This window comes from Serratia sp. Ae19-1 (assembly GCF_059801225.1).
The window spans coordinates 41089-65320 of record NZ_JBCHWD010000002.1 but is presented as its reverse complement, the minus strand read 5'-3'; the positions used below and the strand labels follow the sequence as shown (position 1 = coordinate 65320).

Below are 24232 nucleotides of genomic sequence, written 5' to 3'. Positions count from 1 at the left end.
GTCATTCTAAGCTGTTTTTTCGCTCAAATCCTGACATACGCAATTTATCCGAAAAAACATTTTACTGACGGGCGTTTTTAGGGGATAAACAGCCCAAATTTTATCAGTCAGGAGGGGCAATGAGCCAACTCGATCTGGGAACACAGCAACTTGAGCTGGAGCGTTATCCCCAACAGGAAGAATCCACCCAACTGCAGGCGTGGGAAGCGGCGGACGAATATCTGCTGCAACAGCTTGAAAATGTAGATATCGGCGGCCGCCCGGTGCTGATTTTCAACGATAACTTCGGCACCCTGGCCTGTGCTCTGCACGCGCATCGCCCTTACAGCGTCAGCGACTCGTACATGAGCCAGCTGGCGACGCGCCACAACCTGAAGCTCAACGGATTGGATCCTGAGCAGGTCACGCTGTTGGACAGCCTGGCCGAACTGCCGGCGGCGCCGGCGGTGGTGCTGATTCGCGTGCCGAAAGCGTTGGCGCTGCTGGAACAGCAGCTGCGCGCGCTGCGCCACGTTGTTACCGAAGACACGCTGATCGTCGCCGGCGCCAAAGCCCGCGACGTGCACACCTCGACGATGCAGCTGTTTGAAAAGGTGCTGGGCCCAACGCGCACCAGCCTGGCGTGGAAGAAGGCGCGCCTGATCTTCTGCCTGGCGGCGGACATCGTCCCACCGGCGGCGGCAGAAACCACCGACTGGACGCTGGACGGCACCGATTGGCTGATCCACAACCACGCCAACGTCTTCTCGCGCGGCAGCCTGGATATCGGCGCGCGCCTGTTCATGCAACATCTGCCGCGCGGCCTGAACGGCCACATTGTCGATCTGGGCTGCGGCAACGGCGTGATTGGTCTGACGGCGCTGGCGCAGAACCCGGAAGCGCAGGTGACCTTCGTCGATGAATCTTACATGGCGGTGGCCTCCAGCGAACTGAACGTGGAGCACAATCTGCCGCAAGAGTTGGATCGCTGTCAGTTTGAGGTGAACAACGCGTTGGCGGGCATCGAGCGTGAAAGCGTGCAGGCGGTACTGTGCAACCCGCCATTCCACCAGCAACACGCCATCACCGATCACACTGCCTGGCAGATGTTCTGCGACGCCAAGCGCTGCCTGCAGGTGGGCGGCGAACTGCGCATCGTCGGCAACCGTCACCTCGACTATCACCAGAAGCTCAAGCGCCTGTTCGGCAACTGTACGCTGGTGGCCTCGAACAAGAAGTTCGTGATCCTTCGAGCGGTAAAATCTGGCGCGCGTCGCTGAGAGTGAATAACCAGGGGCGCCGGGCGCCCCTCTGGCTGTAGACAAAGAGGGAAAAAGCGTGGTTTTTCCCCCTTTGTGGTTATCAGCCGAAAATCAATAAATTGATTTTCCTTGTTTTCTATTCGTTGCTCTCTGCCAATCCGGCATGGGGATGAGGTTTGTCATCAATATCAGGGGCGCTGGGCGCCCCTTTTTTATAGCGCCATCGCCAGCCGTGTACCCTGATCGATCGCGCGACGGGCGTCCAACTCGGCGGCCACGTCGGCGCCGCCGATCAGGTGCACGGTTTTGCCCATCGCCAGCAGCGGCTGCTGCAGCTCGCGGCGCGGTTCCTGCCCGGCGCAGACGATCACTGTGTCCACCGGCAGGCAGCTATCTTGCTCGGCGCGGGTGATGTGCAACCCTTCATCGTCGATCAGCCGATAGCTGACGCTGTTGAGCATCTTCACGCCGCGCATCGCCAGGCTGGCGCGGTGGATCCAACCGGTGGTTTTGCCCAGGCCTTCGCCCACTTTGCTGGTTTTGCGTTGCAACAGGTAGATTTGCCGCGCGGCGCGCGGCGCCTGCGGCCCTTGCTCCGCCAGCCCACCGCGCTGCTCAAGGCGGCCGTCGATGCCCCATTCGCGGTTGAATTCCGCCTGATCCAGGCTGCTGGACACGCCGTGCTGGCTGAGGTACTCGGCGGTATCGAAGCCGATGCCGCCGGCGCCGATGATCGCCACGCGCTGGCCGACCGGTTTTTTATCGCGCAGTACGTCCAGATAGCTCAGCACCTTGGCGTGCCCGATGCCGGGGATGTCCGGGGTGCGCGGCACGATGCCGCAGGCGAGGATCACCTCATCGAATTCGCTTAAATCCGCCGCCTCGACCTTAACGCCCAGCCTGACCGTCACTTCACGCAGCGCCAGCTGGCGGCGGAAGTAGCGCATGGTCTCATGGAATTCTTCCTTGCCGGGGATCTGCTTGGCGATGTTGAACTGGCCGCCGATCTGATCGGCGGCGTCGAACAGCGTCACCTGATGGCCGCGGCTGGCGGCGGTGGTGGCGAAGGCCAGTCCGGCGGGGCCGGCGCCGATCACCGCCAGTTTTTTCGGTTTCTCCGCCATCGTCAGCGGCATTTCTGTTTCGCGGCAGGCGCGCGGGTTGACCAGGCAGGAAGTCAACTTGCCTTCGAAGATCTGGTCGAGACAGGCCTGATTGCAACCGATGCAGGTATTGATCTCGTCGGCGCGCCCTTCGGCGGCTTTTTGCACAAAGGCAGCGTCGGCGAGGAACGGACGCGCCATCGACACCATATCGGCGCAGCCGTCCGCCAGCACCTGCTCGGCCACCGCCGGATCGTTGATGCGGTTGGTGGTGATCAGCGGGATGCCGACCTTGCCCATCAGCTTGCGGGTCACCCAACTGAACCCGGCGCGCGGCACCATGGTGGCGATGGTCGGGATGCGCGCTTCGTGCCAGCCGATGCCGGTGTTGATGATCGTCGCCCCCGCCTGTTCGACCGCCAGCGCCAGCTGTTCGATCTCCTGCCAGCTGGAGCCGTCTTCCACCAGGTCGAGCATCGACAGCCGGTAGATCAGAATGAATTCCGGGCCCACCGCCTGGCGCACCGCCCTGACGGTCTCGACGGCGAAGCGCATGCGATTGGTGAAGCTGCCGCCCCATTGGTCGTCACGTTGATTGGTGCGCGTCGTCAAGAATTGGTTGATCAGGTAGCCTTCGGATCCCATCACTTCAACGCCGTCGTAGCCGGCCTGCTGCGCCAGCGCCGCACAGCGGGCGAAATCGGCGATGGTTTGCTCAATCTCCGCTTCGCTGAGCGCGCTCGGCGTAAACGGGTTGATCGGCGCCTGCAGCGCGGAAGGGGCCACCAGTTTGGGTTGATAGCTGTAGCGGCCGGTGTGCAGGATTTGCAGCGCAATTTTGCCGCCCGCCCGGTGGACGGCCTCGGTCACCGGGCGGTGGTGAGGCAATTGCGCCTCGTTGTTGAGGAGCGAACCGCCGCGAAACACCACGCCCTGTTCGTTCGGGGCAATGCCGCCGGTGACGATCAGCGCTACGCCGGCGGCGGCGCGCTCGGCATAGAACGCAGCCAGGCGCTGCGGGCCATCTGGCAGCTCTTCCAGGCCGGTATGCATCGATCCCATCAGCACCCGGTTTTTCAGGGTGGTGAAACCGAGATCCAGCGGTGCCAGCAGGTGAGGGTAATTGCTCATTGCACTCTCCATCGGGTGAAATCAGGGCTCGTTGTTATTATTATGTGAACAAAAGTGGTCGGATGAGATAAATCTAGCCGTTGTCGCGCCGCTTGGGAATCTGCGTTGTGCCGAATGTGATAGACATCATGAATCTCAGACTCTGTTTGCATAACGAACAAAAGATCGGTTAGCCTTTGTGCGTTGCAAATTCCTTCTCTCTGCGGAGCCATAACCGAAAATGAACAACCACGCCTGTTGATATCTGGTCCCACGCCGTGCGCTCTCGCGCCCTGTGGGGATGTTTTGATCTCATTCAGGAGTGCTTATGGCTCATTTTGCGCAGTCCCCTTATTTCGTTTTACATCAACTGACCTGCCAATTTGCTGACGGCGAAACGCTGTTCGGCCCGTTGGATCTCGCTTTCGATCGGCAGCGCTGCGGCCTGGTAGGGCGCAACGGCGTCGGCAAAACCCAGCTGCTGCGCCTGATCGCCGGGCTGGATCAGCCGGGCAACGGGCACGTCGAATCCCATGCCGCATTGGCTTACGTTGCGCAGCAGCCGGAGATCGGCGCGGACACCACGCTGGCGCAGCTGCTGGGCTACGGCGAGGTGTTCGCCGCGCTGGCGCGTCTCGAGCAGGGGCGGCCGCTGGCGGACGATATCGATCGTCTGGAAGGGCGATGGGATCTCCACGATCGCCTGCAAAGCGCCTTCGCCGCCGCTGGGCTGCCGGCCTTCGATCCTTTGCGATCCGCTCACTCTCTGAGCGGCGGCGAGCGGATGCGCGCGGCGCTGTGCGGCGCCTTGCTGGGCGAGGCGGACTTTCTGCTGCTGGACGAACCGACCAACCACCTCGACAGCGCCGGCCGCGCCTGGCTGTATTACCAGCTGGATCAGTGGCGCGGCGGGGTGCTGATCGCCAGCCACGACCGGCAGCTGCTGGCGCGCATGGAGCGCATCGTCGAACTGACGCCCGGCGCGCTGCGCAGTTACGGCGGTAATTACGACGACTACCGGCGCCAGCGCGATGCGCAGCAGCAGGCGGCGCGCGCCGATCTGGAGCATGCGCGCGAAGAGCGCCGCCGCACTCGCGCCCGTCAGCAGAAGGAGCACGATATGAGCCAGCGGCGCTCGGCACAAACGCTGCGCGTCGTCGATACGTTGAATATCGCCTCTTTCGAGCGGGTGGCCTACAAATCAGCGGCGAAGGAGAGCCTCGGCACGCTGCGCAAACAGCATCAGGATCAGCGCGACAGTCTCGATGCGGCGGTGCGCGAAGCCTATCAGCGGGTAGAAGAGGAACAGCCGGTGTTGCTGGCGTTGCCGGGCAGCGAAGTGAGCGCAAATAAGCAGGTGCTGGTGCTCGAACGGCTGCAGCTGCCGTTTGTCAGCGCGCCGCCGCTGGATTTGCGGCTCGACGGCCCGATGCGCGTGGCGTTGACCGGCCCCAACGGCTGCGGCAAATCCACCCTGCTGAAGACTCTTCTCGGTCAGTTGACGGCGCTTTCCGGCCATTGTCATTGCCCGCTGTCGACGGCCTACCTCGATCAAACCCTGTCGCAGCTCGACCCGAGCCTGTCGGTGATGGAACATCTGGGGCTGCAGGATTCACCGCTGGCGGAAGGCGCGTTGCGCACCCGTCTGGCGCAGCTGCAGCTCGGTGCGGACCGCATCGCGTTGCCGCTGGGCTCGCTCAGCGGCGGTGAGCGTTTGAAGGCGGCGCTGGCCTGCGCGCTGTGGCGGCGACAACCGGCGCAGCTGCTGTTGCTGGACGAACCAACCAACCATCTGGATCTGGCGTCGTCGCTGGCGATCGAAACCGCCCTGGCGGATTTCCCCGGCGCGATGCTGGTGGTGTCGCATGACGAGGACTTCCTGCAGGCGCTGCGGCCGACGCATCGCCTGCACCTACGGGCGGAGGGTTGGCGACTGCAGGCCTGGTGAGGCAGGCGGGCGGCGCTCTGACCTAGTGCGGGGCGTTGATACACGCCAGCAGCTGGGTGAAGGCGGCGGCCATTTGCTCTTCCGGCACGCAGGCGAAGCCCATCAGCAGGCCGCGTCGGCGGTTGGGCAGCATGTAATAGCGCGACAGCGGCCGCACCAACACCCCGCGCGCGCCGGCGGCGGCGGCGATCGCCACGTCGTCGGCCTCGTCCGGCAGGTTGAGGATCAGATGCAAGCCGGCGTTGCTGTTGAACTCGCTGAGCGCCTGCTTGCCGAGGTGCTGTTCGATCAACCCGGTCAGGAAGGCGCGCCGCCGGGCGTACAGCAATCGCATGCGGCGGATGTGCGCAGTGTAGTGCCCCTCCTGAATAAACTCCGCCAGCGCGCTCTGGATCAACAGGTGCCCGCCGCGGTACAGCTCGGCGTGGGCGGTTTTCAGCGCCTGCACCAGCGGCGGCGGCAACACCACATAGCCGAGGCGCAGCGCCGGGTAGAGCGTTTTGCTGAAGGTGCCGATGTAGATCACCGGCGCGTCGGCTTCCAGCCCCTGCAATGCCGGGATCGGTTGGCCGGAAAAGCGGAATTCGCTGTCGTAGTCGTCCTCGACGATCCAGCCGCCGGCGTTGCGCGCCAGCGCCAGCAGCCGTTGGCGGCGCGCCAGGCTCATCACCGAACCGAGCGGGTACTGGTGCGACGGGGTGACAAAGATCAGGCGTGGCGGGTTGACCGGCTGCTCCGGCGGCACCAGCCCGGCCTCGTCCACCGCCAGCGGGCAGATGTTCAGCGCATTGATGCGCAGGATATTGCGGATCCCCCAATAGCCCGGCTCTTCGATCCAGGCGTCATCCCCCGGATTGCACAACATGCGCGTCACCAGATCGATCGCCTGATGGATGCCCTCAGTGATCAGGATCTGTTCCGGCGAGCAGCGTACCGAGCGCGCCACCCGCAAATACTCCACCAACGCATGCTGCAGCTCCGGGCTGCCGCCCTGATTGCTGTAGGTCAGCCGCTGCGGCGCCGGGCGGCGGCTGAGGCGCGCCTGGATCTTGCTGAACAGCTGGTGGGGAAAGGCGTTGACGTCGGGCACGCCGGGAATGAACGCCCCCCACTGTTTGGGGCTGGCGCTGGCGTGGTGCAGCAGCGTGGCACCGCGTTCCGACAGCTCGATGCGCCGCGGTTGTCCGCTGTCGTCCGCCGGAGCGCCGCCGGTGGACAAGCAGCTGTCCGGCACCGTGTCAGCGACGAAGGTACCACTGCCGGCGCGCGCCGACACGTAGCCTTCCGCCAACAGTTGTTCATAAACGGTTAACACAGTGTTGCGTGACAGGCTGAGCTCCTGCGCCAGGTCGCGCGAGGCGGGCAGGCGGCTGGAGGGCGGCAGGCTGCCGTCGAGAATACTGGTGCGGATCGCGTTGTAAAGCCGCTTGTGCAGCTTGTCATCAGGCTGTTCGCCGAGGCGCTGCAGCAACAGATCACCACTCAATGAGCGCAATTGGATCCCTCAATTATTCGTAACTGGCACTCGATTATAGGGCCACATCCTGTGTAAATAAACGGCATTGTTTCACGAATGTGAACGAAACGTGTAACTGGCACCGACCGGAGAGAACAGCATGAAAAACGCAGAATTGAACCAACGCCGTCAGGACGCCACCCCGCGCGGAGTGGGCGTGATGTGTGGTTTTTACGCCGAGCGCGCAGAGAACGCCACGCTGTGGGATGTGGAAGGCAAAGAAGTGATCGACTTCGCCTCGGGGATTGCCGTGCTGAACACCGGCCACCGTCACCCGAAGGTGATCGCCGCGATTGAAAAGCAGCTGCAGGCCTTTACTCACACCGCTTATCAGATCGTTCCTTACGAAAGCTATGTTTCGCTGGCGGAGCGCATCAACCAGCGCGCGCCGATCGCCGGCCCGTGTAAAACCGCCTTCTTCACCACCGGCGCGGAAGCGGTGGAAAACGCGGTGAAGATTGCCCGCGCTTATACCGGCCGCCCGGGGTTGATCACCTTCGGTGGCGGCTTCCACGGCCGCACCTACATGACCATGGCGCTGACCGGCAAAGTGGCGCCTTACAAATTGGGCTTTGGCCCATTCCCCGGTTCGGTGTTCCACGGCCAGTACCCGAACGCGCTGTACGGCGTGACCACTGAAGACGCGATGAACAGCCTGGACCGCCTGTTTAAAGCGGATATCGATCCCAAGCAGGTGGCGGCGATCGTGCTGGAGCCGGTGCAGGGCGAGGGCGGCTTCAACGTGGCGCCGGCCGAGTTCATGCAGGCGCTGCGCACGCTGTGCGATCAGCACGGCATCCTGCTGATCGCCGACGAAGTGCAGACCGGCTTCGCCCGTACCGGCAAGCTGTTCGCCATGGAACACTACAGCGTTAAGCCCGATTTGATCACCATGGCGAAAAGCCTGGCGGGCGGCATGCCGCTGTCAGCGGTGGCGGGCCGCGCTGAGGTGATGGACGCGCCGGCGCCGGGCGGGCTGGGCGGCACCTACGCCGGTAACCCGCTGGCGGTGGCCGCGGCGCACGCGGTGCTGGACGTGATCGACGAAGAACAGCTGTGCCAGCGCGCCCAACGCCTCGGCCAACACCTGGTGGAAGTGCTCCAGCAGGCGCGTAAAACCAGCCCGGCGATCGCCGATGTGCGCGCGCAGGGGTCGATGGTGGCGGTGGAGTTCAACGATCCGGCTACGGGTAAACCTTCAGCCGATATCACCCGTCAGGTGCAGCAGAAGGCGATGGAGGAAGGGTTGCTGCTGCTGAGCTGCGGCGTGAACGGCAACGTGATCCGCTTCCTGTATCCGCTGACCATCCCGGACGATCAGTTCACCAAGGCGATGGGCATCCTGTCCCGCGCGCTGGCCCACTAAGGAGCGAACGGCATGAAATTGAATAACCCCGAGCTGTTGCGCAGCCAGTGTCTGATCAACGGCGAATGGTGCGACGCCCTGAGCGGCAAGCGCGAAGCGGTGATCAATCCGGCCACCGGCGCCGAACTGGCCAGCATTCCGCTGGTCAGCGAAGAGGAAACCCAGCAGGCGATCGCGGCGGCGCAGCGGGCGCAAAACGATTGGAAACAGCTGACCGCCAAGCAGCGTTCCGCGCTGCTGCTGGCCTGGGCCGATAAGGTGCTGGCCGCGCAGGAAGATCTGGCGCAGCTGATGACCGCCGAGCAGGGCAAATCGCTGGCGGAAGCGCGCGGCGAAGTGGCCTACGCCGCATCGTTCATCACCTGGTTCGCCGAAGAGGCCAAGCGGGTAGACGGCGCGGTATTGCAGGCGCCGCAGGCTTCGCAGCGCCTGGTGGTGGTGAAGCAGCCGATCGGCGTGTGCGCGGCCATCACTCCGTGGAACTTCCCGGCGGCGATGATCACCCGCAAGGTGGCGCCGGCGCTGGCGGCGGGCTGCGCCATCATCGTCAAACCGGCCGAGCAAACGCCGCTGACCGCGCTGGCGCTGGCCAAGCTGGCGCAGGATGCCGGCATTCCCGCCGGTGTGTTGCAGGTGGTGACAGGCGAAGCGGCGCAGGTGGGCAAGGTGCTGTGCGACAGCCCGGTGGTGCGCAAGCTGAGCTTTACCGGTTCGACCGAGGTCGGCCGCATCCTGATGGCGCAGTGCGCGCCGAGCATCAAGAAACTGTCGCTGGAGCTGGGCGGCAACGCGCCGGTCATCGTGTTCGACGACGCCAATCTGGACGCGGCGGTAGCGGGCATCATGGCCTCCAAGTTCCGCAACAGCGGCCAGACCTGCGTGTGCGCCAACCGCATCTACGTGCAGGATGGCATCTACGAGCGGCTGGCGGAGAAGCTGGTGGCGGCGGTCGAGCAGTTGAAAGTCGGCGACGGCAGCCACGAAGGCATCACCCAGGGGCCGCTGATCGACAGCGATGCGGTGGCGAAGGTGCAGAGCCACATCGATGACGCGCTGATCAAAGGGGCGCAGATCGCCACCGGCGGTCAGCCGCACGCGCTGGGTGGCACCTTCTTCCAGCCGACGGTGGTGACCGGCGTGACGCAGAAGATGCGTTTCGCCAAAGAGGAGACCTTCGGGCCGGTGGCGCCGCTGTTCCGCTTCCATGACGAGGCGGAAGCCATCGCCATGGCCAACGACACCGAATTCGGCCTGGCCGCCTACCTGTTCACGCAGAACGCGGCGCGCCAGTGGCGCGTGCCGGAAGCGCTGGAGTACGGCATGGTCGGCATCAACACCGGGCTGATTTCCAATGAAGTGGCGCCGTTCGGCGGCGTGAAACAGTCAGGACTCGGGCGTGAAGGATCGCGCTACGGGATAGAAGAATATCTGGAGCTGAAATACCTGTGTATCGATGTGAGCTGTTGAGCGTCAGGACGTTAACCCATCCCGGCGGCCAGCGTCGCCGGGCGATAAAGGATGATGCATGTCTGATAATATCTCTGTTTCTCCGGCGCTTGCCGCCGGGGTGCGAGCACCTGCACCCGCCAAATCGTTAAGTTTCCTTGAAGGGGTGGCGATGATCGTCGGCACCAACATCGGTGCCGGGGTGCTCTCCATCGCCTATGCCTCCAGCAAGGCCGGTTTCCTGCCGCTGCTGTTCTGGTTGGTGCTGGTGGGGAGCCTGACCACCATCACCATGCTGTACGTCGCTGAATCCACGCTGCGCACCCGCGCGCACCTGCAGCTGAGCGGGCTGGCGAAGCGCTACGTCGGCGGGCTGGGCGCCTGGTTGATGTTCGCTTCGGTGTGCGTCAACAGCGTCGGGGCGCTCACCGCCTATATGACCGGCAGCGGCAAGCTGCTGCAATCGCTGTTCGGCATCTCGCCGGCGCTGGGCAGCCTGCTGTTCTTCGTACCCGCCGCCGGTGTGCTGTACCTCGGTTTGAAAGCGATCGGCCGCGGCGAGAAGTTCATCAGCATCGGCATGGTGGTAATGTTGACCGCGCTGGTGGCGGCTACGCTGCTGAAAGACACCACCCAGATGCGCAACCTGCTGGACGGCGACTGGCGCTATATGGTGCCGGTGTTCAACGTGGTGGTGTTCTGCTTCTCGGCACAGTACATCGTGCCGGAGATGGCGCGCGGCTTTGCCGACAAGCCGGAACAGCTGCCGAAGGCGATCATCGTCGGCATGGCGGTGACCTTCATTCTGCTGGCGGCGGTGCCGATGTCGGTGATTGCGCTCAGCGGGCTGGATGACATCTCCGACGTGGCCACCATTTCCTGGGGCCAGGCGCTGGGGCAGTGGGCGTTCTTCTCCGCCAACATCTTCGCGCTGTGCGCGATGTTGACCTCGTACTGGGGATTGGGCGGCAGCTTCCTGACCAATATCTTCGACAAGTTCCGGCTGGGCAACGACGAGCTGCCGCTGCGCCGCTTCGGCGTGCTGTTGCTGGTGGTGGTGCCGCCGTTCGCGCTGGCCTACAGCGGGCTGGTGTCGTTCGTCAACGCGCTCTACTTTGCCGGGGTGTTCAGCGGGGTGATCCTGTCGATCATGCCGATGTTGATCCTGCGCGGCGCGCGCAAACACGGCGACCAGACGCCACGCTGGCAGTGCAACTGGATCACGCACCCGCTGCTGCAGATCAGCATTGTGTTGCTGTACCTGGCCAGCGCGGTGTACGCCATCGCTTCATTGTTAGGCTATCTGCCCTCTGGATGGTGATTTGCCTTCCCTCAAGCAGTGATGTTGTTTCTCGGCATTGAGAACGGCGGCGTCGTGGCCGCCGATTTTTTTCTCAGGCGCGCCGCTTTTCCGACAGCGCCAGCCAGGTCTGCACCGAAGGGCGCTGCCACTGCTTGTGCGCATAATGGCGAACGCGCTCCGGCACCGTATCGCCGTGCATCACCAGCCGGTTGAGCATCAGCGCCAGATCGGTGTCGGCGATGCACCATTCCCTGAACAGATTATCCTGCCCGTGGCTCAACAGCTTTTCCACTGCGGCGATCAGTTTGTGCGCGGCCTGTTGAGCCGCTTCGGACAGCGGCGGGAACTTGCCGTTGCTGAACACCACTTCGGTTGGGCGCTCTGCGCGGATCGGCAGCAGATCGCTGCGCAGCCAGGCCTGGATTTCGCGCGCCTTGGCGCGCAGCTTTACGTCGCGCGGGTACACGGCGTGAGCCGGGTGGATGTCTTCCAGGTATTCGGCGATCGCCGAAGACTCCGAGAGCTGAAATTCGCCGATCGCCAGCGTCGGCACCCGGCGGGTGAGCGACAACGCCGCATAGGCCGCCTCTTTGTTCTCCTCTTTCGCCAGGTCTACCGGCTTCACGGTGAACGGAATGCCTTTTTCCGTCAGCACGACAAAGGCGGACATGGCGTACGGGCTGAAAAATTCACTGTCGGTATAAAGTTCGGTGATCGATTGAGACATCGGCGGTTCCTCGGGGTTAAGGGGGGGAACATTGATCATTGTCGAGGGGAGGCTAAAAATCAATCTGTTAGGCCAAAAGTTCTTTTAGGGCACGGTGCGCGGCGGCGCTGGCGCGATGTGATATATTTGTTGCCAACAAGTGAATTGAGTCGTACCGGGTAACATGAAGACGCAGTGGATAGAACGAGTGAAAGTGGGATGCGCGCGCCTGTGGCCGCATCCGCTGGCGGTGGGCAAGCGAGAAATGCTGATTTCCAGCGTTGGCGCCGGTTTGGGGTTGATGCTCGCCGGCTGGATCAGCCACTTTATTTTGGGTGAGGTGAACCTGTGGTTTATCGCGCCGATGGGCGCTTCGGCGGTGTTGCTGTTCGGCGTGCCCAACAGCCCGCTGGCGCAGCCCTGGTCGATCGTCGGCGGCAATGCGCTGGCGGCGACGGTGGGCGTCAGCGCCGGCCTGCTGATCCCCGATCCGGGCCTGGCCTGCGGCGTGGCGGCGGCGGTGGCCATCGGCCTGATGTTCAAGCTGCGCTGCCTGCATCCGCCGGGCGGCGCGGTGGCGCTGACCGCTATCCTCGGCGGCCCCGGCATTCATCAGATGGGCTACCACTTCGTGTTGTACCCGGTGTTGCTGAATTCGGTGCTGCTGGCGGCGCTGGCCATTCTGTTCAACAACCTGGCCGGGCGCCGCTATCCGCACGCGCTGGCGCCGGCGGAGGCCAAACCGGCCAATCTGCCGATCGATGCGGTTTCCATCACCCGCGCCGATCTGCACGAGGCGTTGATGGAGGGGGATCTGTTCGATATCGATGAGGACGATCTGCAGGAGATCCTGCTGCGCGCCGAGCAGCTGGCGCATCAGCGGCAAAGCAGGACCGCCTGATCAGCCCAGCGTTTTGCGGTAAAACACCACTCGTTCCGTTTCGGCAAAGCCCAGCGCGGCATGCAGGCGCTGGGAGTCCAGATTGGCGATATCGGTATCCGATGCCAGCTCGCTGCAGCCTTGCTGCTTCGCCCATTCCTGCACCTGTGCGATCAATCGCGTGGCCCAGCCCTGGCGGCGGGCGCGTTCGACGGTATAGATCCCTTCCAGAAACGCCACCGGCGACGACTCGCAGCCGTTGACGTAATCATAGCGCAGCGCCACTTCGGCAAAGCCGATGAAAGCGCCGTCGAGCCCCCGCGCCATAAACGCGGTGTGGTGCGGCGAAGCCAATATTTCGCGCATCTCCGCGCGGTGCTCTTCAGGCGAGCTGGATGGCCACAGCGCCGCGCGCAGCGCCAGCCAGGCGTCGAGGTTGTCGTGGTCGCAGATGACGATCATGCGGGATCCTTATGAGTCGGAATAATCAGGTATGCCGAGAGGGAAGTGTGGCACGGCGGCGGGAAACAAAAAAGCCATCCCGGACAGGATGGCTTGGAAGGCTGTGAAAACAGCTAAAATTTGGTGGCCCCTGTTGGGTTTGAACCAACGACCAAGCGATTATGAGTCGCCTGCTCTAACCACTGAGCTAAGGGGCCAAGCCGCGAGATTATAGGGAATCCTTAAGCATCGGTCTACTGTTACCCGCCCGTATGTTGCTTTTCTGCGCAGTTCTAGCCTGTTGTAATTGCTGGCGGATTTTGCGATAACCGCAGTAAATCCCTGCAATGGACTCACGATACTCATGGAACTTCTGGCGCCCAACCTGCGGGTGGTGTTTTGCGGCATCAATCCCGGCCTTTCTTCCGCCCATCAGGGCTATCCTTTCGCCAACGGCAGCAACCGCTTCTGGAAGGTGATCCATCAGGCCGGCTTTACCGCGAGCCAGCTGGCGCCGGAGCAGTGGCAGCAGCTGAAGGACAACGGCTGCGGCATTACCGCACTGGTGGCGCGCCCGACGGTGGCGGCCAGCGAGCTGTCGCGCGATGAGCTGCGCAGCGGCGGCGAGGCGCTGCAAGAGAAGATCCTGCGCTATCAGCCGCGTGCGCTGGCGATTCTGGGCAAGCAGGCGTTCACCACCGCCTTTGGGGTGAAAAACGCGCCCTGGGGCAAGCAGACGCTGATGCTGGGGGAAACCGAGGTGTGGGTATTGCCCAACCCCAGCGGATTGAACCGCGCCACGCTGGAGCAGCTTACCGCCAGCTATCGCGAGCTGTTCCTGGCGCTGCAATGACATAAGGGAGTGTGCGATGACATCGATGATGAAAGGCTGTTTGATGGCGCTGCTGTTGGTGACCGGCGCCGCGCAGGCGGGGCATTCGCCGCAGGAAGCGCGCAACCAGCAGAACGTGCTGGAGTTTTATCGGCAGGGGCTCAACAACAAGGATTTTGCGGCGGCGCGGCCGTTTTTGGGCGAGCAGTACAAGCAGCATAACCCCAATGCCCAAGACGGCGTGGAGGGATTTCGTCAATTTGTCGAGCTGCTGAAAACGCGTTACCCCAACTCGCACAGCGAGATTAAACAGGCGTTCGTCGACGGCGACTACGTGATCCTGCATGTGGAGGTCAGCGGACGCGAGGCCGGCAAGACCGCGGCGATCGTCGATATCTTCCGTCTCGACAGCGCCGGAAAAATCGTCGAGCACTGGGACGTGACGCAGCCGGTGCCGGAGAAGACCGCCAGTGGCAACAGCATGTTCTGAGGCATAAAAAAACCCCGGCAGGCCGGGGTTTTTGTTTTTGATGCGACAGCCGGACTTAGTCGTCCAGGAAGCTGCGCAACACTTCGGAGCGGCTTGGGTGACGCAGCTTGCGCAGCGCCTTGGCTTCGATCTGACGAATACGCTCACGGGTAACGTCAAACTGCTTGCCTACCTCTTCCAGCGTGTGGTCGGTGTTCATGTCGATACCGAAACGCATGCGCAGCACTTTCGCTTCGCGCGCGGTCAGGCCGGCCAGCACGTCGTGGGTGGCGGAACGCAGGCTTTCCGAGGTCGCGGAGTCCAGCGGCAGCTCGAGGGTGGTATCCTCGATGAAGTCGCCCAGATGCGAATCTTCGTCGTCGCCGATCGGTGTTTCCATCGAGATTGGCTCTTTGGCGATCTTCAGCACCTTGCGGATCTTGTCTTCCGGCATCAGCATGCGCTCGGCCAGCTCTTCCGGCGTCGGCTCGCGGCCCATCTCTTGCAGCATCTGGCGCGAAATACGGTTGAGCTTGTTGATGGTCTCAATCATATGCACCGGAATACGGATGGTGCGCGCCTGGTCGGCGATGGAGCGGGTGATAGCCTGACGGATCCACCAGGTGGCGTACGTCGAGAACTTGTAGCCGCGGCGGTATTCGAACTTGTCTACCGCTTTCATCAGGCCGATGTTGCCTTCCTGGATCAGATCCAGGAACTGCAGGCCGCGGTTGGTGTATTTCTTGGCGATAGAAATAACCAGACGCAGGTTGGCCTCAACCATCTCTTTCTTCGCGCGGCGAGCTTTCGCTTCACCGATCGACATGCGACGGTTGATGTCTTTGACCTGCTCGATGGTCAGGCCGGTTTCTTCTTCGATCTGACGCAGTTTCTGCAGGCTGCGCTGCACGTCTTCAGCAACGTCTTTCAGCTTTTCCGACCATGGCTTGGCCATCGCCAGCGCGGCTTCAAACCAGGAATCGCTGGTTTCGTTGCCGGCGAACAGGGTGACGAAGTTTTTCTTCGGCATTTTGCACTGTTCAACGCACAGCTTCATGATGATGCGTTCCTGGGTGCGAACGCGGTCCATCATGGTGCGCATGCTGTTGACCAGGAAGTCGAACTGTTTCGGCACCAGGCGGAACTGCTTGAACACTTCAGACAGCTTCAGGATCTCGTCCGCGGCGCTGGCATGGCTGCGGCCGTTTTTCTTGATCATCTGACGGGTTGCTTCGTACTGATCGCGCAGCTCGGCGAACTTCTGACGCGCCAGCTCAGGATCGATGCTGTTGTCGTCTTCGGTATCGTCGTCTTCGGCGTCCTCATCTTCGTCGTCGTCGTCTTGCTCTTCGCTCGACAGTTCAGAACCGATGTGGGTGGCGGTTGGGGCGATGTCCTCTTCCGCGTTAGGATCGACGAAGCCGGTGATCAGGTCGGACAGGCGCGCTTCGCCCGCTTCGACACGATCGTACTGCTCAAGCAGATAGGTGATGGCTTCCGGGTATTCGGCAACCGAGCACTGAACCTGGTTGATGCCGTCTTCGATGCGCTTGGCGATGTCGATTTCGCCTTCGCGCGTCAGCAGTTCGACGGTACCCATTTCGCGCATGTACATGCGCACCGGGTCGGTGGTGCGGCCGATTTCGGATTCCACGCTGGACAGAACCTGTGCGGCGGCTTCTTCCGCATCTTCGTCCGTGCTGTTCGAGTTTTCGGCGAGCAGCAGGTCATCGGCGTCCGGTGCTTCTTCCATCACCTGGATGCCCATGTCGTTAATCATCTGGATGATGTCTTCGATCTGATCGGAGTCGACGATATCTTCCGGCAGATGGTCATTGACCTCAGCATAGGTCAGATAGCCTTGCTCCTTACCACGGGTGACAAGTAGCTTCAGCTGTGACTGCGGGTTTTGCTCCATAAGACGGTATCCACACTTCAGAGTATTTAGGTTGGTGTCGGTCGGCGAAACCGCCAACAATAGCATTTGGGGCGTTTTCGTTATCGCCGCGGCCCACTATGGCGGCACTGTGCAGGGCTCTGCCCTCGCAATTATCGGCACTTAAGCCGTTTGGTATTCAGTTTTTCTTCGCTAAAACCTGGTTGAGAGAACGGACTTCTTCACGTTCCTCCGGGCTCAGGCCGCGCGTTCTGGCCTGGGCGATCAGCGTTTCCAGCCGTTGCTCGAGCACCGAGTCGTACAGGCTGGCCAACGTATCCAAAAAGGTCTGTTCGACCATGTCCTCAACGATCATATGGTTCCATGTCGCCAAGGTTTCAAGCTGCTGGCTGAATTTGTTGTCGCGATACAGCTCCAGCAATTGCCCGGTAGTCAGGCCCGGCTGCGCCAAACAGGTCTGCACCAGTTCGACGAACAGCGGCAATCCCGCCTGTTTGGTCTGCTCCAACCCTTCCAGCGAAGGGATAAGTGTAGCCAACTGCGGATTTTGCACCAGTAACCCTATCAGTATACGCATGGTTGTGCGTTTTAGCTGGGGCGCCTGATAAGGATTCGCATTTTCAGCCTGCTTGGGCATCAGCTTGTCGAGCTGGCTGTCGTCCAGCAGCCCCAGCTTGTTGCCGAGCTCCTGGCGCAGGTACAAGCGCAACGTTTCGCCCGGCACCTGAGTAATCAGCGGCAGCGCCAGCGTGCTCAGCTTGGCGCGCCCGTCCGGGCTGCTCAGATCCACCTGCGGCAGCAGGCTTTCGAACAGGAACGTGGACAGCGGCTGCGCCTGCTCCATTCGCTGCTCGAAGGCTTCTTTGCCTTCTTTGCGCACCAGCGTGTCCGGGTCTTCGCCGTCGGGCAAAAACATGAACCGCAGCTGGCGCCCGTCGTTCAGGTACGGCAGCGCGGTTTCCAGCGCTCGCCAGGCCGCTTCACGGCCGGCACGGTCGCCGTCGTAACAGCAGACGACGTTGTCGGTGGCGCGGAACAGCAGCTGAATGTGTTCAGCCGTCGTCGAGGTTCCGAGCGAGGCGACGGCATAATCGATGCCGAATTGCGCCAACGCCACCACGTCCATATACCCTTCCACCACCAGCAGCCGCTGCAGGGTAGGGTGGTTCTGCTGTGCTTCATACAGGCCGTACAGCTGGCGGCCCTTATGGAAAACTTCGGTTTCCGGCGAGTTCAGGTACTTCGGCATGCCGTCGCCCAATACGCGGCCGCCGAAGGCGATCACGCGCCCGCGCTTGTCGCGGATGGGGAACATCACCCGTTCGCGGAAACGGTCGTACGAACGCCCCTGATCGTTAGTCACCAGCATGCCGGCATCGTTCAATGCGCGGCGCGAGTCGGCGTCGCGGCCGAAACGCTTCAGGGCGTTGTCCCATCCCGCCGGCGCGAAGCCGATGGCGAAATGGCGAATAACGTCGTCACTTAATCCGCGCTGCTGCAAATAGTTGCGCGCCGGCGCCCCGGAGGACTGCTGCAGTGACTGTTGATAGAACGCGCTGAGCTGTTCCATCAGTTGGTACAGGCTCTGGCGCTGATGGCGTTCGATCTGGGTTGGCCCGGTGCCTGCTTCGTAAGGCACTTCCAGCCCGTGCATGGTCGCCAGCTCTTCGATGGTTTCGACAAACTCGAGTCGGTCGTAATTCATCAAAAAGTCGACGGCGTTGCCGTGCGCACCACATCCAAAACAGTGATAAAACTGCTTTTCGCCATTAACGGTAAATGAAGGCGTCTTTTCGTGGTGGAACGGACAGCACGCGTGGTAGTTCTTGCCTTGCTTCTTGAGCTTCACGCGGGCGTCGATCAAATCGACGATGTCGGTGCGAGCCAGCAAGTCATTGATAAATACGCGCGGAATTCGTCCAGCCATAAGCCCTTACTTCATTAGCCTATAAACGAGAACAAGCCGCGCATTCCTTTCGGAAAGCACGGCCTTCGTATGCAACTACTCGGTCTGCGCGATTTTGAAAATCAGAAATTCACGCGGTGGGGTTGCCCCCGAAGAATTAATACAGACGAGTGCGGCGTGCGTTTTCGCGAGCCAGTTTCTTCGCGTGACGTTTCACAGCAGAAGCTTTAGCGCGTTTACGTTCGGTAGTTGGTTTTTCATAAAACTCACGACGACGAACTTCAGCTAAAACACCCGCTTTTTCGCAAGAGCGTTTGAAACGACGCAGAGCAACGTCAAATGGCTCGTTTTCACGTACTTTAATTACCGGCATGTGCCTCTCACCTCAATAAAATTCGGTTTGCTGCTGGCCAAGCGCCAGCCTTTTCAAAATGGTGCGGAATTTTACTCCAATGGATGCTGCTTTGTAAAGCATCACAGCAAATTGAAACCCGCGTCGCTCTGCCGCAACGTGCGCAATTTTGCACCGGGCGCTGATTATAGACTAATCAGAAAAAAATGCTCGTGTTTAATCGCGCGGGCATTTTCTGGATGAATCATCGACATAGGCGCGAGCCGGTGACAAGATGCGCTGCGCCGGCGGTAAATGCGGCGGAATGTGGTAGACTGGCGGCCGCACGTGAATGATGGGAAATGTAATGCGAGTACTGGGTATAGAAACGTCCTGCGATGAAACCGGAATTGCAGTGTATGACGATCAAACCGGTTTGTTGGCCAACCAATTATACAGCCAGGTGAAGCTGCACGCCGACTACGGCGGCGTGGTGCCGGAACTGGCTTCCCGCGATCACGTGCGCAAAACCGTGCCGCTGATTCAGGCGGCGCTGAAAGAGGCCAACCTGACCCCGGCCGACATCGACGGCGTGGCTTATACCGCCGGGCCGGGCCTGGTGGGGGCGCTGCTGGTCGGCGCTACCGTCGGGCGCGCGCTGGCGTTCGCCTGGAACGTGCCGGCGGTGCCGGTGCACCATATGGAAGGCCACCTGCTGGCGCCGATGCTGGAAGATAACCCGCCGGCGTTTCCGTTCGTCGCGCTGCTGGTCTCCGGCGGCCACACTCAGCTGATCAGCGTCACCGGCATCGGTGAGTATGAACTGCTGGGCGAATCGATCGATGACGCCGCCGGCGAAGCGTTCGACAAAACCGCCAAGCTGCTCGGCCTGGATTACCCCGGCGGGCCGATGCTGTCGAAGATGGCGCAGCAGGGCACGGCGGGGCGTTTCACATTCCCGCGGCCGATGACCGATCGCCCTGGGCTGGACTTCAGCTTCTCCGGCCTGAAAACCTTCGCCGCCAACACCATTCGCTCCAACGGCGACGACGATCAGACGCGCGCCGACATCGCCCGCGCCTTCGAGGATGCGGTGGTGGATACGTTGGCGATCAAATGCAAACGCGCGCTGGAGCAGACCGGTTTCAAACGGCTGGTGATGGCCGGCGGCGTGAGCGCAAACCGCACGCTGCGCGCCAAACTGGCGGAGATGATGCACAAGCGCGGCGGGGAAGTGTTCTATGCCCGTCCGGAATTTTGCACCGACAACGGCGCGATGATCGCCTATGCCGGCATGGTGCGCCTGAAGAGCGGCGCCAACCCGGAGCTGAGCGTTTCGGTGCGACCGCGCTGGCCGCTGGCGGAACTGCCTGCGGTATAAAAAAAGGGCCGGATCATCCGGCCCTTCTGCTATTCGTCTTTCGGCTGGTCGCCGTTATCCGCCGCGTTTTTCTTCTTGCGGAACTTGCCCCAAATCTTGCCTTCCTGCCCGCGCCACAGGCGCTGAATATTGTCGTGATGCCGCATCAGGATCAGACAGGAGAGCATCGCCACCGGGAAGGTGAACTGCGGTTTGAACCACCAGACGTAGAACGGGGCGATCAGCGCGCTGACGATGGCGCCGAGCGAAGAGTAGCCGCTGAGCAGCACCGTCAGCAGCCAGGTGCCGGTCATCAGGCCGGTCAGATCCCAGCCGATAGGCGCGATGGCGCCAAACGCCGTCGCCACGCCTTTGCCGCCGCGGAAGTGGAAGAACACCGGATAGATGTGCCCCAGACAGGCGGCGATCGCCGTCAGGCCGAGGTACAGCGGCGGCACATCGAGTTTGTAGGCCAGCCAGACCGGCAACATCCCTTTCAGAATATCGAACACCAGCACCGCCGCCGCCGCCAGCCGGCCGCCGATGCGCAGGACGTTGGTCGCCCCGGGATTTCCTGAGCCATGCTCACGCGGATCCGGCAGCCTGGCGATCCGGCAAACCAGGATCGCACTGGAAATCGAGCCGCACAGATACGCGAAGATAATCATGCCAAGCGCGGTAGCACTCATAACGCGGTTCCGTTTAATAATGGTCGTTTTACTCGCAACATCTATGGATAATACGCACATTCCGCTGGAAGTGGTATCCGGCAAGGCCAAAAACAGAGAATGACGTGATGGATATCGTATTTATTGAAGAGCTTACCGTAATTACCACCATTGGCGTTTATGAGTGGGAACAGGGCATTCGTCAGAAGCTGGTGTTCGATATCGAAATGGGCTGGGATAACCGACCGGCCGCCGCCAGCGACGACGTAACTGACTGTCTGAGCTATGCCGACGTCAGCGACGCCGTGATCCAGCACGTGGAGTCGAACCGTTTTGCGCTGGTGGAACGAGTGGCGGAGGAAATATCTGAAATTTTGCTTCAGCGCTTCAATTCCCCCTGGGTCCGTATTAAGGTCAGCAAACCGGGCGCTGTAGCACATGCCAGCCGGGTCGGCGTGATCATTGAGCGCGGCACTCGTCCCGCATGATTTTATGTCATTTGCTTGCAACGAAAGGCCGTTAACCTGGTCTTAATCCTGAGAATTGTTTTAGCGGCATTGTCTTTAAACATTGCCGCTTTTTTATGTGATAGCCGTTATTTTATGGGGTGAGCGAAGCACATGGCAGACATGCATTCATTGTTTATTGCGTTTGTTCTTGGGGTCGTCGAGGGGTTAACCGAGTTTCTGCCGGTGTCTTCCACCGGGCATATGATCATCGTCGGCGAGTGGCTGGGCTTTACCGGCGACAAAGCCAAAACCTTTGAAGTCATTATCCAGCTGGGGTCAATCCTGGCCGTGGTGGTGATGTTCTGGCGCCGGTTGTTCGGCTTGATCGGCATTCATTTCGGCGGCAAGCCGGTGGAGCATGAAGGCAAAACCAGCGGTCAGTTGAAGCTGGGGCACATCCTGCTGGCGATGATCCCGGCGGTGGTGCTGGGCCTGGCCTTCCATGATTTCATCAAGTCGCTGTTTGCGCCGAAAAACGTGATGTACGCGTTGGTGGTCGGCGGCCTGCTGCTGCTGGCGGCGGAATGGTTGAAGCCGAAGAAACCGAGCGCGGAAGGGCTGGATGACATCACCTACCGCCAGGCGTTCATGATCGGCTGCTTCCAGTGTCTGGCGCTGTGGCCGGGCTTCTCCCGTTCGGGTTCCACCATCGCCGGCGGCATGCTGGTGGGTGTGAACCGCTATGCGGCCTCCGAGTTCTCCTTCATCCTGGCGGTGCCGATGATGATCGGCGCCAGCGGCCTGGATCTGTACAAGAGCCTGCACTTCCTGACCTGGGGCGATCTGCCGATGTTCGCCGTCGGTTTCATCACCGCCTTCGTGGTGGCGCTGATTGCGATCAAGACCTTCCTGTCGCTGATCAAACGCATCTCGTTTGTGCCGTTCGCCATCTACCGTTTTATCGTGGCGGCCGTGGTTTACATGGTGTTCCTGTAAGCCTCTATGCCAGGAAAAACCCCGCTCAGCGGGGTTTTTTTATGCCTGATCGTTGATGATGGTTTGGCTGCGCTTCCACTCGGCCAGCGCCTGTTGGCGGCGGCGTTTGAGCTCGTCGCGGATCGCGGTACCCTGCAGCCCGCTGGCCACCACCTCTTTGATCGATACCGCGTTCGCTACCTGATACGCCTGGCGCAGATAGTCGCCCTGCGGATAAGGGTTCTCCTCAAAGCCGGTGCGGCCGCGCGCGTCCGCTTCGCTGGTCAGGATCATCTGCTCCAGCCGCTGCGGCTTGCGCCAGACGTCGATGGCGTCGAACAACTTCAACAGGGTCTCCGGCCGCAGCTTGTTCACGGTGTGGATCAAATCATGGTACTCCGCCACCAGCTTGCTCAGATCGCGCACCGGGTTGGGCACCCGCAGCCGTTGGCACAGCGCTTCGACCAGCCGCACGCCCGCCGGGCCGTGGCCGTGGTGATGCGGCCAAAACTCTTTTGGCGTCAAGCCCTTGCCGAGGTCATGACACAGGGTGGCGAAGCGTACGTCCACCTCGGGCGTGAGGCGGGCGGCGATCGCCAGCGCCATCAGCGTATGTACGCCGGTATCGATCTCCGGGTGCCACTTGGCGGGGGCCGGCACGCCGAACAGCGCGTCGATTTCCGGGAACAGCACCACCAGCGCCCCGCAGTCGCGCAGGACCTGAAAATAGACCTGCGGGCTCTGGCTCTGCAGCGCCTTTTCGGTTTCCTTCCAGACGCGTTCGGCGGTCAGCGCGGCCAGTTCACCGCTGTGCGCCATCTGGCGCATCAAAGCCAGCGTTTCGTCGGCGATGCGAAAACCCAGATGGGCGAAGCGGGCATTGAAGCGCGCCACGCGCAGTACGCGCAGCGGATCCTCGCCGAAAGCGTCGGAAACGTGGCGCAGCACGCGCGCCTGCAGATCGGCCACGCCGCCATAAGGGTCAATCAGCTCCCCCTCGGCGGAACGGGCGATGGCGTTGAGGGTCAGATCGCGCCGCAGCAGATCTTCTTCCAGCGTCACGTCCGGCGCGGCATAGCAGGTAAAGCCGGTGTATCCCTGGCCGGATTTGCGCTCGGTGCGCGCCAGCGCATACTCCTCGTGAGTATCGGGATTGAGGAACACCGGAAAATCTTTGCCGACCTGCTGGTAACCCAACGCCAGCAGCTCTGCCGGCGTGGCGCCCACCACCACCCAATCATGATCGACCACCGGAATGTTGAGCAGGCTGTCGCGAACGGCGCCGCCGACCAGATAAATCTGCACTGTTGACTCCTGAATATCGTGTAAGGCTCTGTCTATCAGATTACATGAATTGGCCGTGGGATGTCGGCACCAATGAAAAGGGCGCCCGCAGGCGCCCATACTCAAACTGAACGATACTGAGATCAGTTCATCCAGCGATTGTTGTTTTTGCGGCGAGGGATCAGGTGCGGCAACAGTAGGCCCAGCAGCAAACCGACGCCGGCGACGCCGCCGCCGTACATGAACCACTGCAGGATAATGGTGCGCTGTTTGTCGTCGAGCTGCAGGTTAACGGCGTTCACCTTCTTCTGCGCGACCACCAGCTGGTTTTTCAGATCCTGGTTTTCCTTCTGCAGGCTGCTGATGGTGCTGTCGCTGCCCGCGACTTTTTCCTGCATTTCCGAGGTGCGCTGGTTCCAGGTGTTATCGATGTTGGCCAGCTTGTCGGTCAGGGTTTTCACCTGTTGTTCCAGCTCCGGCACGCGGGTGCGCAGGCTTGGCGTCTGGCTGAGCTGATCGAGCGGGATCCAGGTGGTGCGGCCTTTCGGATCGCGGATTTGGCCGTAGTTGGTGCTGTCGTTGACGCTCAGCAGGGTGACTTCTTCACCGGCGTTCAGAGTGCCGACAATACGGTACTGATTACCTGGGCCGCTATGGACGTAAGTGCTTAACTCATCGGAGATATAGCGTTTATCTTCGGCATGTGCGGCCCAAGTGATGCTGAAGCTCAGCGCGGCAAGGCAAATCAGGCGTAATTTCTGCATTAGTTCATCGTTTCTGGGTGAATTTATGGAACGATAGTAGAGCGTTCAGTCTGACGACGCAACGCCAAAACCGGAATGAGAACTATCTTACTGTGGCTGATTCTGTGAGTTGCGCAGCGTTTTATAACGTAACAGGTTTTTTCTACAGTCAGCAGGGTTAAGGCGCCGGAAATCGCGGTAAGATAATGGCAACTGTGCGTCATTGGGCAGCATGCGGCGGACCGAGCGCGCCGCGCT

At 61.4% G+C, this 24232-nt stretch carries 21 protein-coding genes and 1 tRNA gene; 11 read left to right on the top strand and 11 right to left on the bottom strand.

The window, feature by feature from the left end; translation table 11 throughout:
- The first annotated feature begins 119 nt into the window (after positions 1–119).
- On the top strand, positions 120–1259 hold the full coding sequence (gene rlmG, locus AAIE04_RS05730; protein ID WP_498576656.1) for a 23S rRNA (guanine(1835)-N(2))-methyltransferase RlmG: 1140 nt from the start codon (positions 120–122) through the stop codon (positions 1257–1259).
- Positions 1260–1453: 194 nt separating this feature from the next.
- Here rlmG and AAIE04_RS05725 read toward each other — a convergent pair whose 3' ends face one another.
- A complete protein-coding gene (locus AAIE04_RS05725; protein ID WP_498576655.1) occupies positions 1454–3475 on the bottom strand; it encodes an oxidoreductase in 2022 nt (673 codons plus the stop codon).
- Between the two features lie 307 nt (positions 3476–3782).
- On the opposite strand from AAIE04_RS05725, the gene AAIE04_RS05720 reads away from it, so the two are divergent.
- Positions 3783–5402 (top strand): ABC-F family ATP-binding cassette domain-containing protein, encoded by a 1620-nt coding sequence (locus AAIE04_RS05720; protein ID WP_498576654.1) that lies wholly within the window; start codon positions 3783–3785, stop codon positions 5400–5402.
- Between the two features lie 22 nt (positions 5403–5424).
- Here AAIE04_RS05720 and pdxR read toward each other — a convergent pair whose 3' ends face one another.
- Entirely contained in the window at positions 5425–6897 is a 1473-nt protein-coding gene (gene pdxR / locus AAIE04_RS05715) for a MocR-like pyridoxine biosynthesis transcription factor PdxR (protein WP_498057256.1), read from the bottom strand.
- 121 nt (positions 6898–7018) lie between these two features.
- On the opposite strand from pdxR, the gene AAIE04_RS05710 reads away from it, so the two are divergent.
- Genes AAIE04_RS05710 through AAIE04_RS05700 form a run of 3 tightly spaced genes read left to right on the top strand, consistent with a single transcriptional unit; the run spans position 7019 to position 11051 of the window.
- Positions 7019–8284 (top strand): 4-aminobutyrate--2-oxoglutarate transaminase, encoded by a 1266-nt coding sequence (locus AAIE04_RS05710; RefSeq protein WP_019453096.1) that lies wholly within the window; start codon positions 7019–7021, stop codon positions 8282–8284.
- A 12-nt stretch (positions 8285–8296) separates the two neighbouring features.
- On the top strand, positions 8297–9751 hold the full coding sequence (locus AAIE04_RS05705) for an NAD-dependent succinate-semialdehyde dehydrogenase (protein ID WP_498576653.1): 1455 nt from the start codon (positions 8297–8299) through the stop codon (positions 9749–9751).
- Between the two features lie 58 nt (positions 9752–9809).
- Complete coding sequence (locus AAIE04_RS05700; protein ID WP_025160112.1) at positions 9810–11051, top strand: aromatic amino acid transport family protein; 1242 nt, start codon at positions 9810–9812, stop codon at positions 11049–11051.
- A 73-nt stretch (positions 11052–11124) separates the two neighbouring features.
- Here the strand turns inward: AAIE04_RS05700 and yfcF are convergent, their stop codons facing one another.
- Positions 11125–11760 carry a glutathione transferase gene (gene yfcF, locus AAIE04_RS05695; protein WP_498576652.1) on the bottom strand — a complete coding sequence of 212 codons (636 nt, stop codon included), beginning with the start codon at positions 11758–11760 and terminating at the stop codon, positions 11125–11127.
- 163 nt (positions 11761–11923) lie between these two features.
- On the opposite strand from yfcF, the gene AAIE04_RS05690 reads away from it, so the two are divergent.
- Positions 11924–12640: an HPP family protein gene (locus AAIE04_RS05690; RefSeq protein ID WP_025160111.1), complete on the top strand. Its 717-nt coding sequence runs from the start codon at positions 11924–11926 to the stop codon at positions 12638–12640.
- On the opposite strand, the gene aac(6') is transcribed toward AAIE04_RS05690, so the two are convergent.
- Together aac(6') and AAIE04_RS05680 are read right to left on the bottom strand one after the other, a co-directional pair.
- Entirely contained in the window at positions 12641–13081 is a 441-nt protein-coding gene (aac(6'), locus tag AAIE04_RS05685; RefSeq protein WP_063918717.1) for an aminoglycoside 6'-N-acetyltransferase, read from the bottom strand. It abuts the gene before it with no gap.
- Between the two features lie 121 nt (positions 13082–13202).
- A tRNA-Ile gene (locus tag AAIE04_RS05680) sits at positions 13203–13278 on the bottom strand.
- Positions 13279–13424: 146 nt separating this feature from the next.
- On the opposite strand from AAIE04_RS05680, the gene mug reads away from it, so the two are divergent.
- Positions 13425–13913 carry a G/U mismatch-specific DNA glycosylase gene (gene mug, locus AAIE04_RS05675; RefSeq protein ID WP_442537708.1) on the top strand — a complete coding sequence of 163 codons (489 nt, stop codon included), beginning with the start codon at positions 13425–13427 and terminating at the stop codon, positions 13911–13913.
- A 16-nt stretch (positions 13914–13929) separates the two neighbouring features.
- Positions 13930–14382: a nuclear transport factor 2 family protein gene (locus tag AAIE04_RS05670; RefSeq protein WP_498057857.1), complete on the top strand. Its 453-nt coding sequence runs from the start codon at positions 13930–13932 to the stop codon at positions 14380–14382.
- A 55-nt stretch (positions 14383–14437) separates the two neighbouring features.
- On the opposite strand, the gene rpoD is transcribed toward AAIE04_RS05670, so the two are convergent.
- The 3 genes from rpoD to rpsU all read right to left on the bottom strand — a co-directional run bounded on the left by rpoD (position 14438) and on the right by rpsU (position 18537).
- Complete coding sequence (rpoD, locus tag AAIE04_RS05665) at positions 14438–16279, bottom strand: RNA polymerase sigma factor RpoD (RefSeq protein ID WP_019453085.1); 1842 nt, start codon at positions 16277–16279, stop codon at positions 14438–14440.
- A 157-nt stretch (positions 16280–16436) separates the two neighbouring features.
- A complete protein-coding gene (dnaG, locus tag AAIE04_RS05660) occupies positions 16437–18185 on the bottom strand; it encodes a DNA primase (RefSeq protein ID WP_019453084.1) in 1749 nt (582 codons plus the stop codon).
- A 136-nt stretch (positions 18186–18321) separates the two neighbouring features.
- Positions 18322–18537, bottom strand: coding sequence for a 30S ribosomal protein S21 (gene rpsU, locus AAIE04_RS05655; protein WP_001144069.1), 216 nt, complete (start codon positions 18535–18537; stop codon positions 18322–18324).
- A 325-nt stretch (positions 18538–18862) separates the two neighbouring features.
- On the opposite strand from rpsU, the gene tsaD reads away from it, so the two are divergent.
- Positions 18863–19876, top strand: a complete 1014-nt coding sequence (gene tsaD / locus AAIE04_RS05650; protein ID WP_025160109.1) for a tRNA (adenosine(37)-N6)-threonylcarbamoyltransferase complex transferase subunit TsaD — start codon at positions 18863–18865, stop codon at positions 19874–19876.
- 29 nt (positions 19877–19905) lie between these two features.
- Here the strand turns inward: tsaD and plsY are convergent, their stop codons facing one another.
- Complete coding sequence (plsY, locus tag AAIE04_RS05645) at positions 19906–20544, bottom strand: glycerol-3-phosphate 1-O-acyltransferase PlsY (protein WP_025160108.1); 639 nt, start codon at positions 20542–20544, stop codon at positions 19906–19908.
- 107 nt (positions 20545–20651) lie between these two features.
- Between plsY and folB the strand changes: the two genes are divergently transcribed.
- Together folB and bacA are read left to right on the top strand one after the other, a co-directional pair.
- On the top strand, positions 20652–21011 hold the full coding sequence (gene folB / locus AAIE04_RS05640) for a bifunctional dihydroneopterin aldolase/7,8-dihydroneopterin epimerase (protein ID WP_019453081.1): 360 nt from the start codon (positions 20652–20654) through the stop codon (positions 21009–21011).
- Positions 21012–21143: 132 nt separating this feature from the next.
- Entirely contained in the window at positions 21144–21968 is an 825-nt protein-coding gene (bacA, locus tag AAIE04_RS05635; RefSeq protein WP_025160107.1) for an undecaprenyl-diphosphate phosphatase, read from the top strand.
- A 39-nt stretch (positions 21969–22007) separates the two neighbouring features.
- Here bacA and AAIE04_RS05630 read toward each other — a convergent pair whose 3' ends face one another.
- Complete coding sequence (locus AAIE04_RS05630; RefSeq protein WP_498576651.1) at positions 22008–23252, bottom strand: multifunctional CCA addition/repair protein; 1245 nt, start codon at positions 23250–23252, stop codon at positions 22008–22010.
- A 122-nt stretch (positions 23253–23374) separates the two neighbouring features.
- Positions 23375–23995, bottom strand: a complete 621-nt coding sequence (locus AAIE04_RS05625) for a TIGR04211 family SH3 domain-containing protein (RefSeq protein WP_019453078.1) — start codon at positions 23993–23995, stop codon at positions 23375–23377.
- Positions 23996–24232 lie beyond the last annotated feature (237 nt).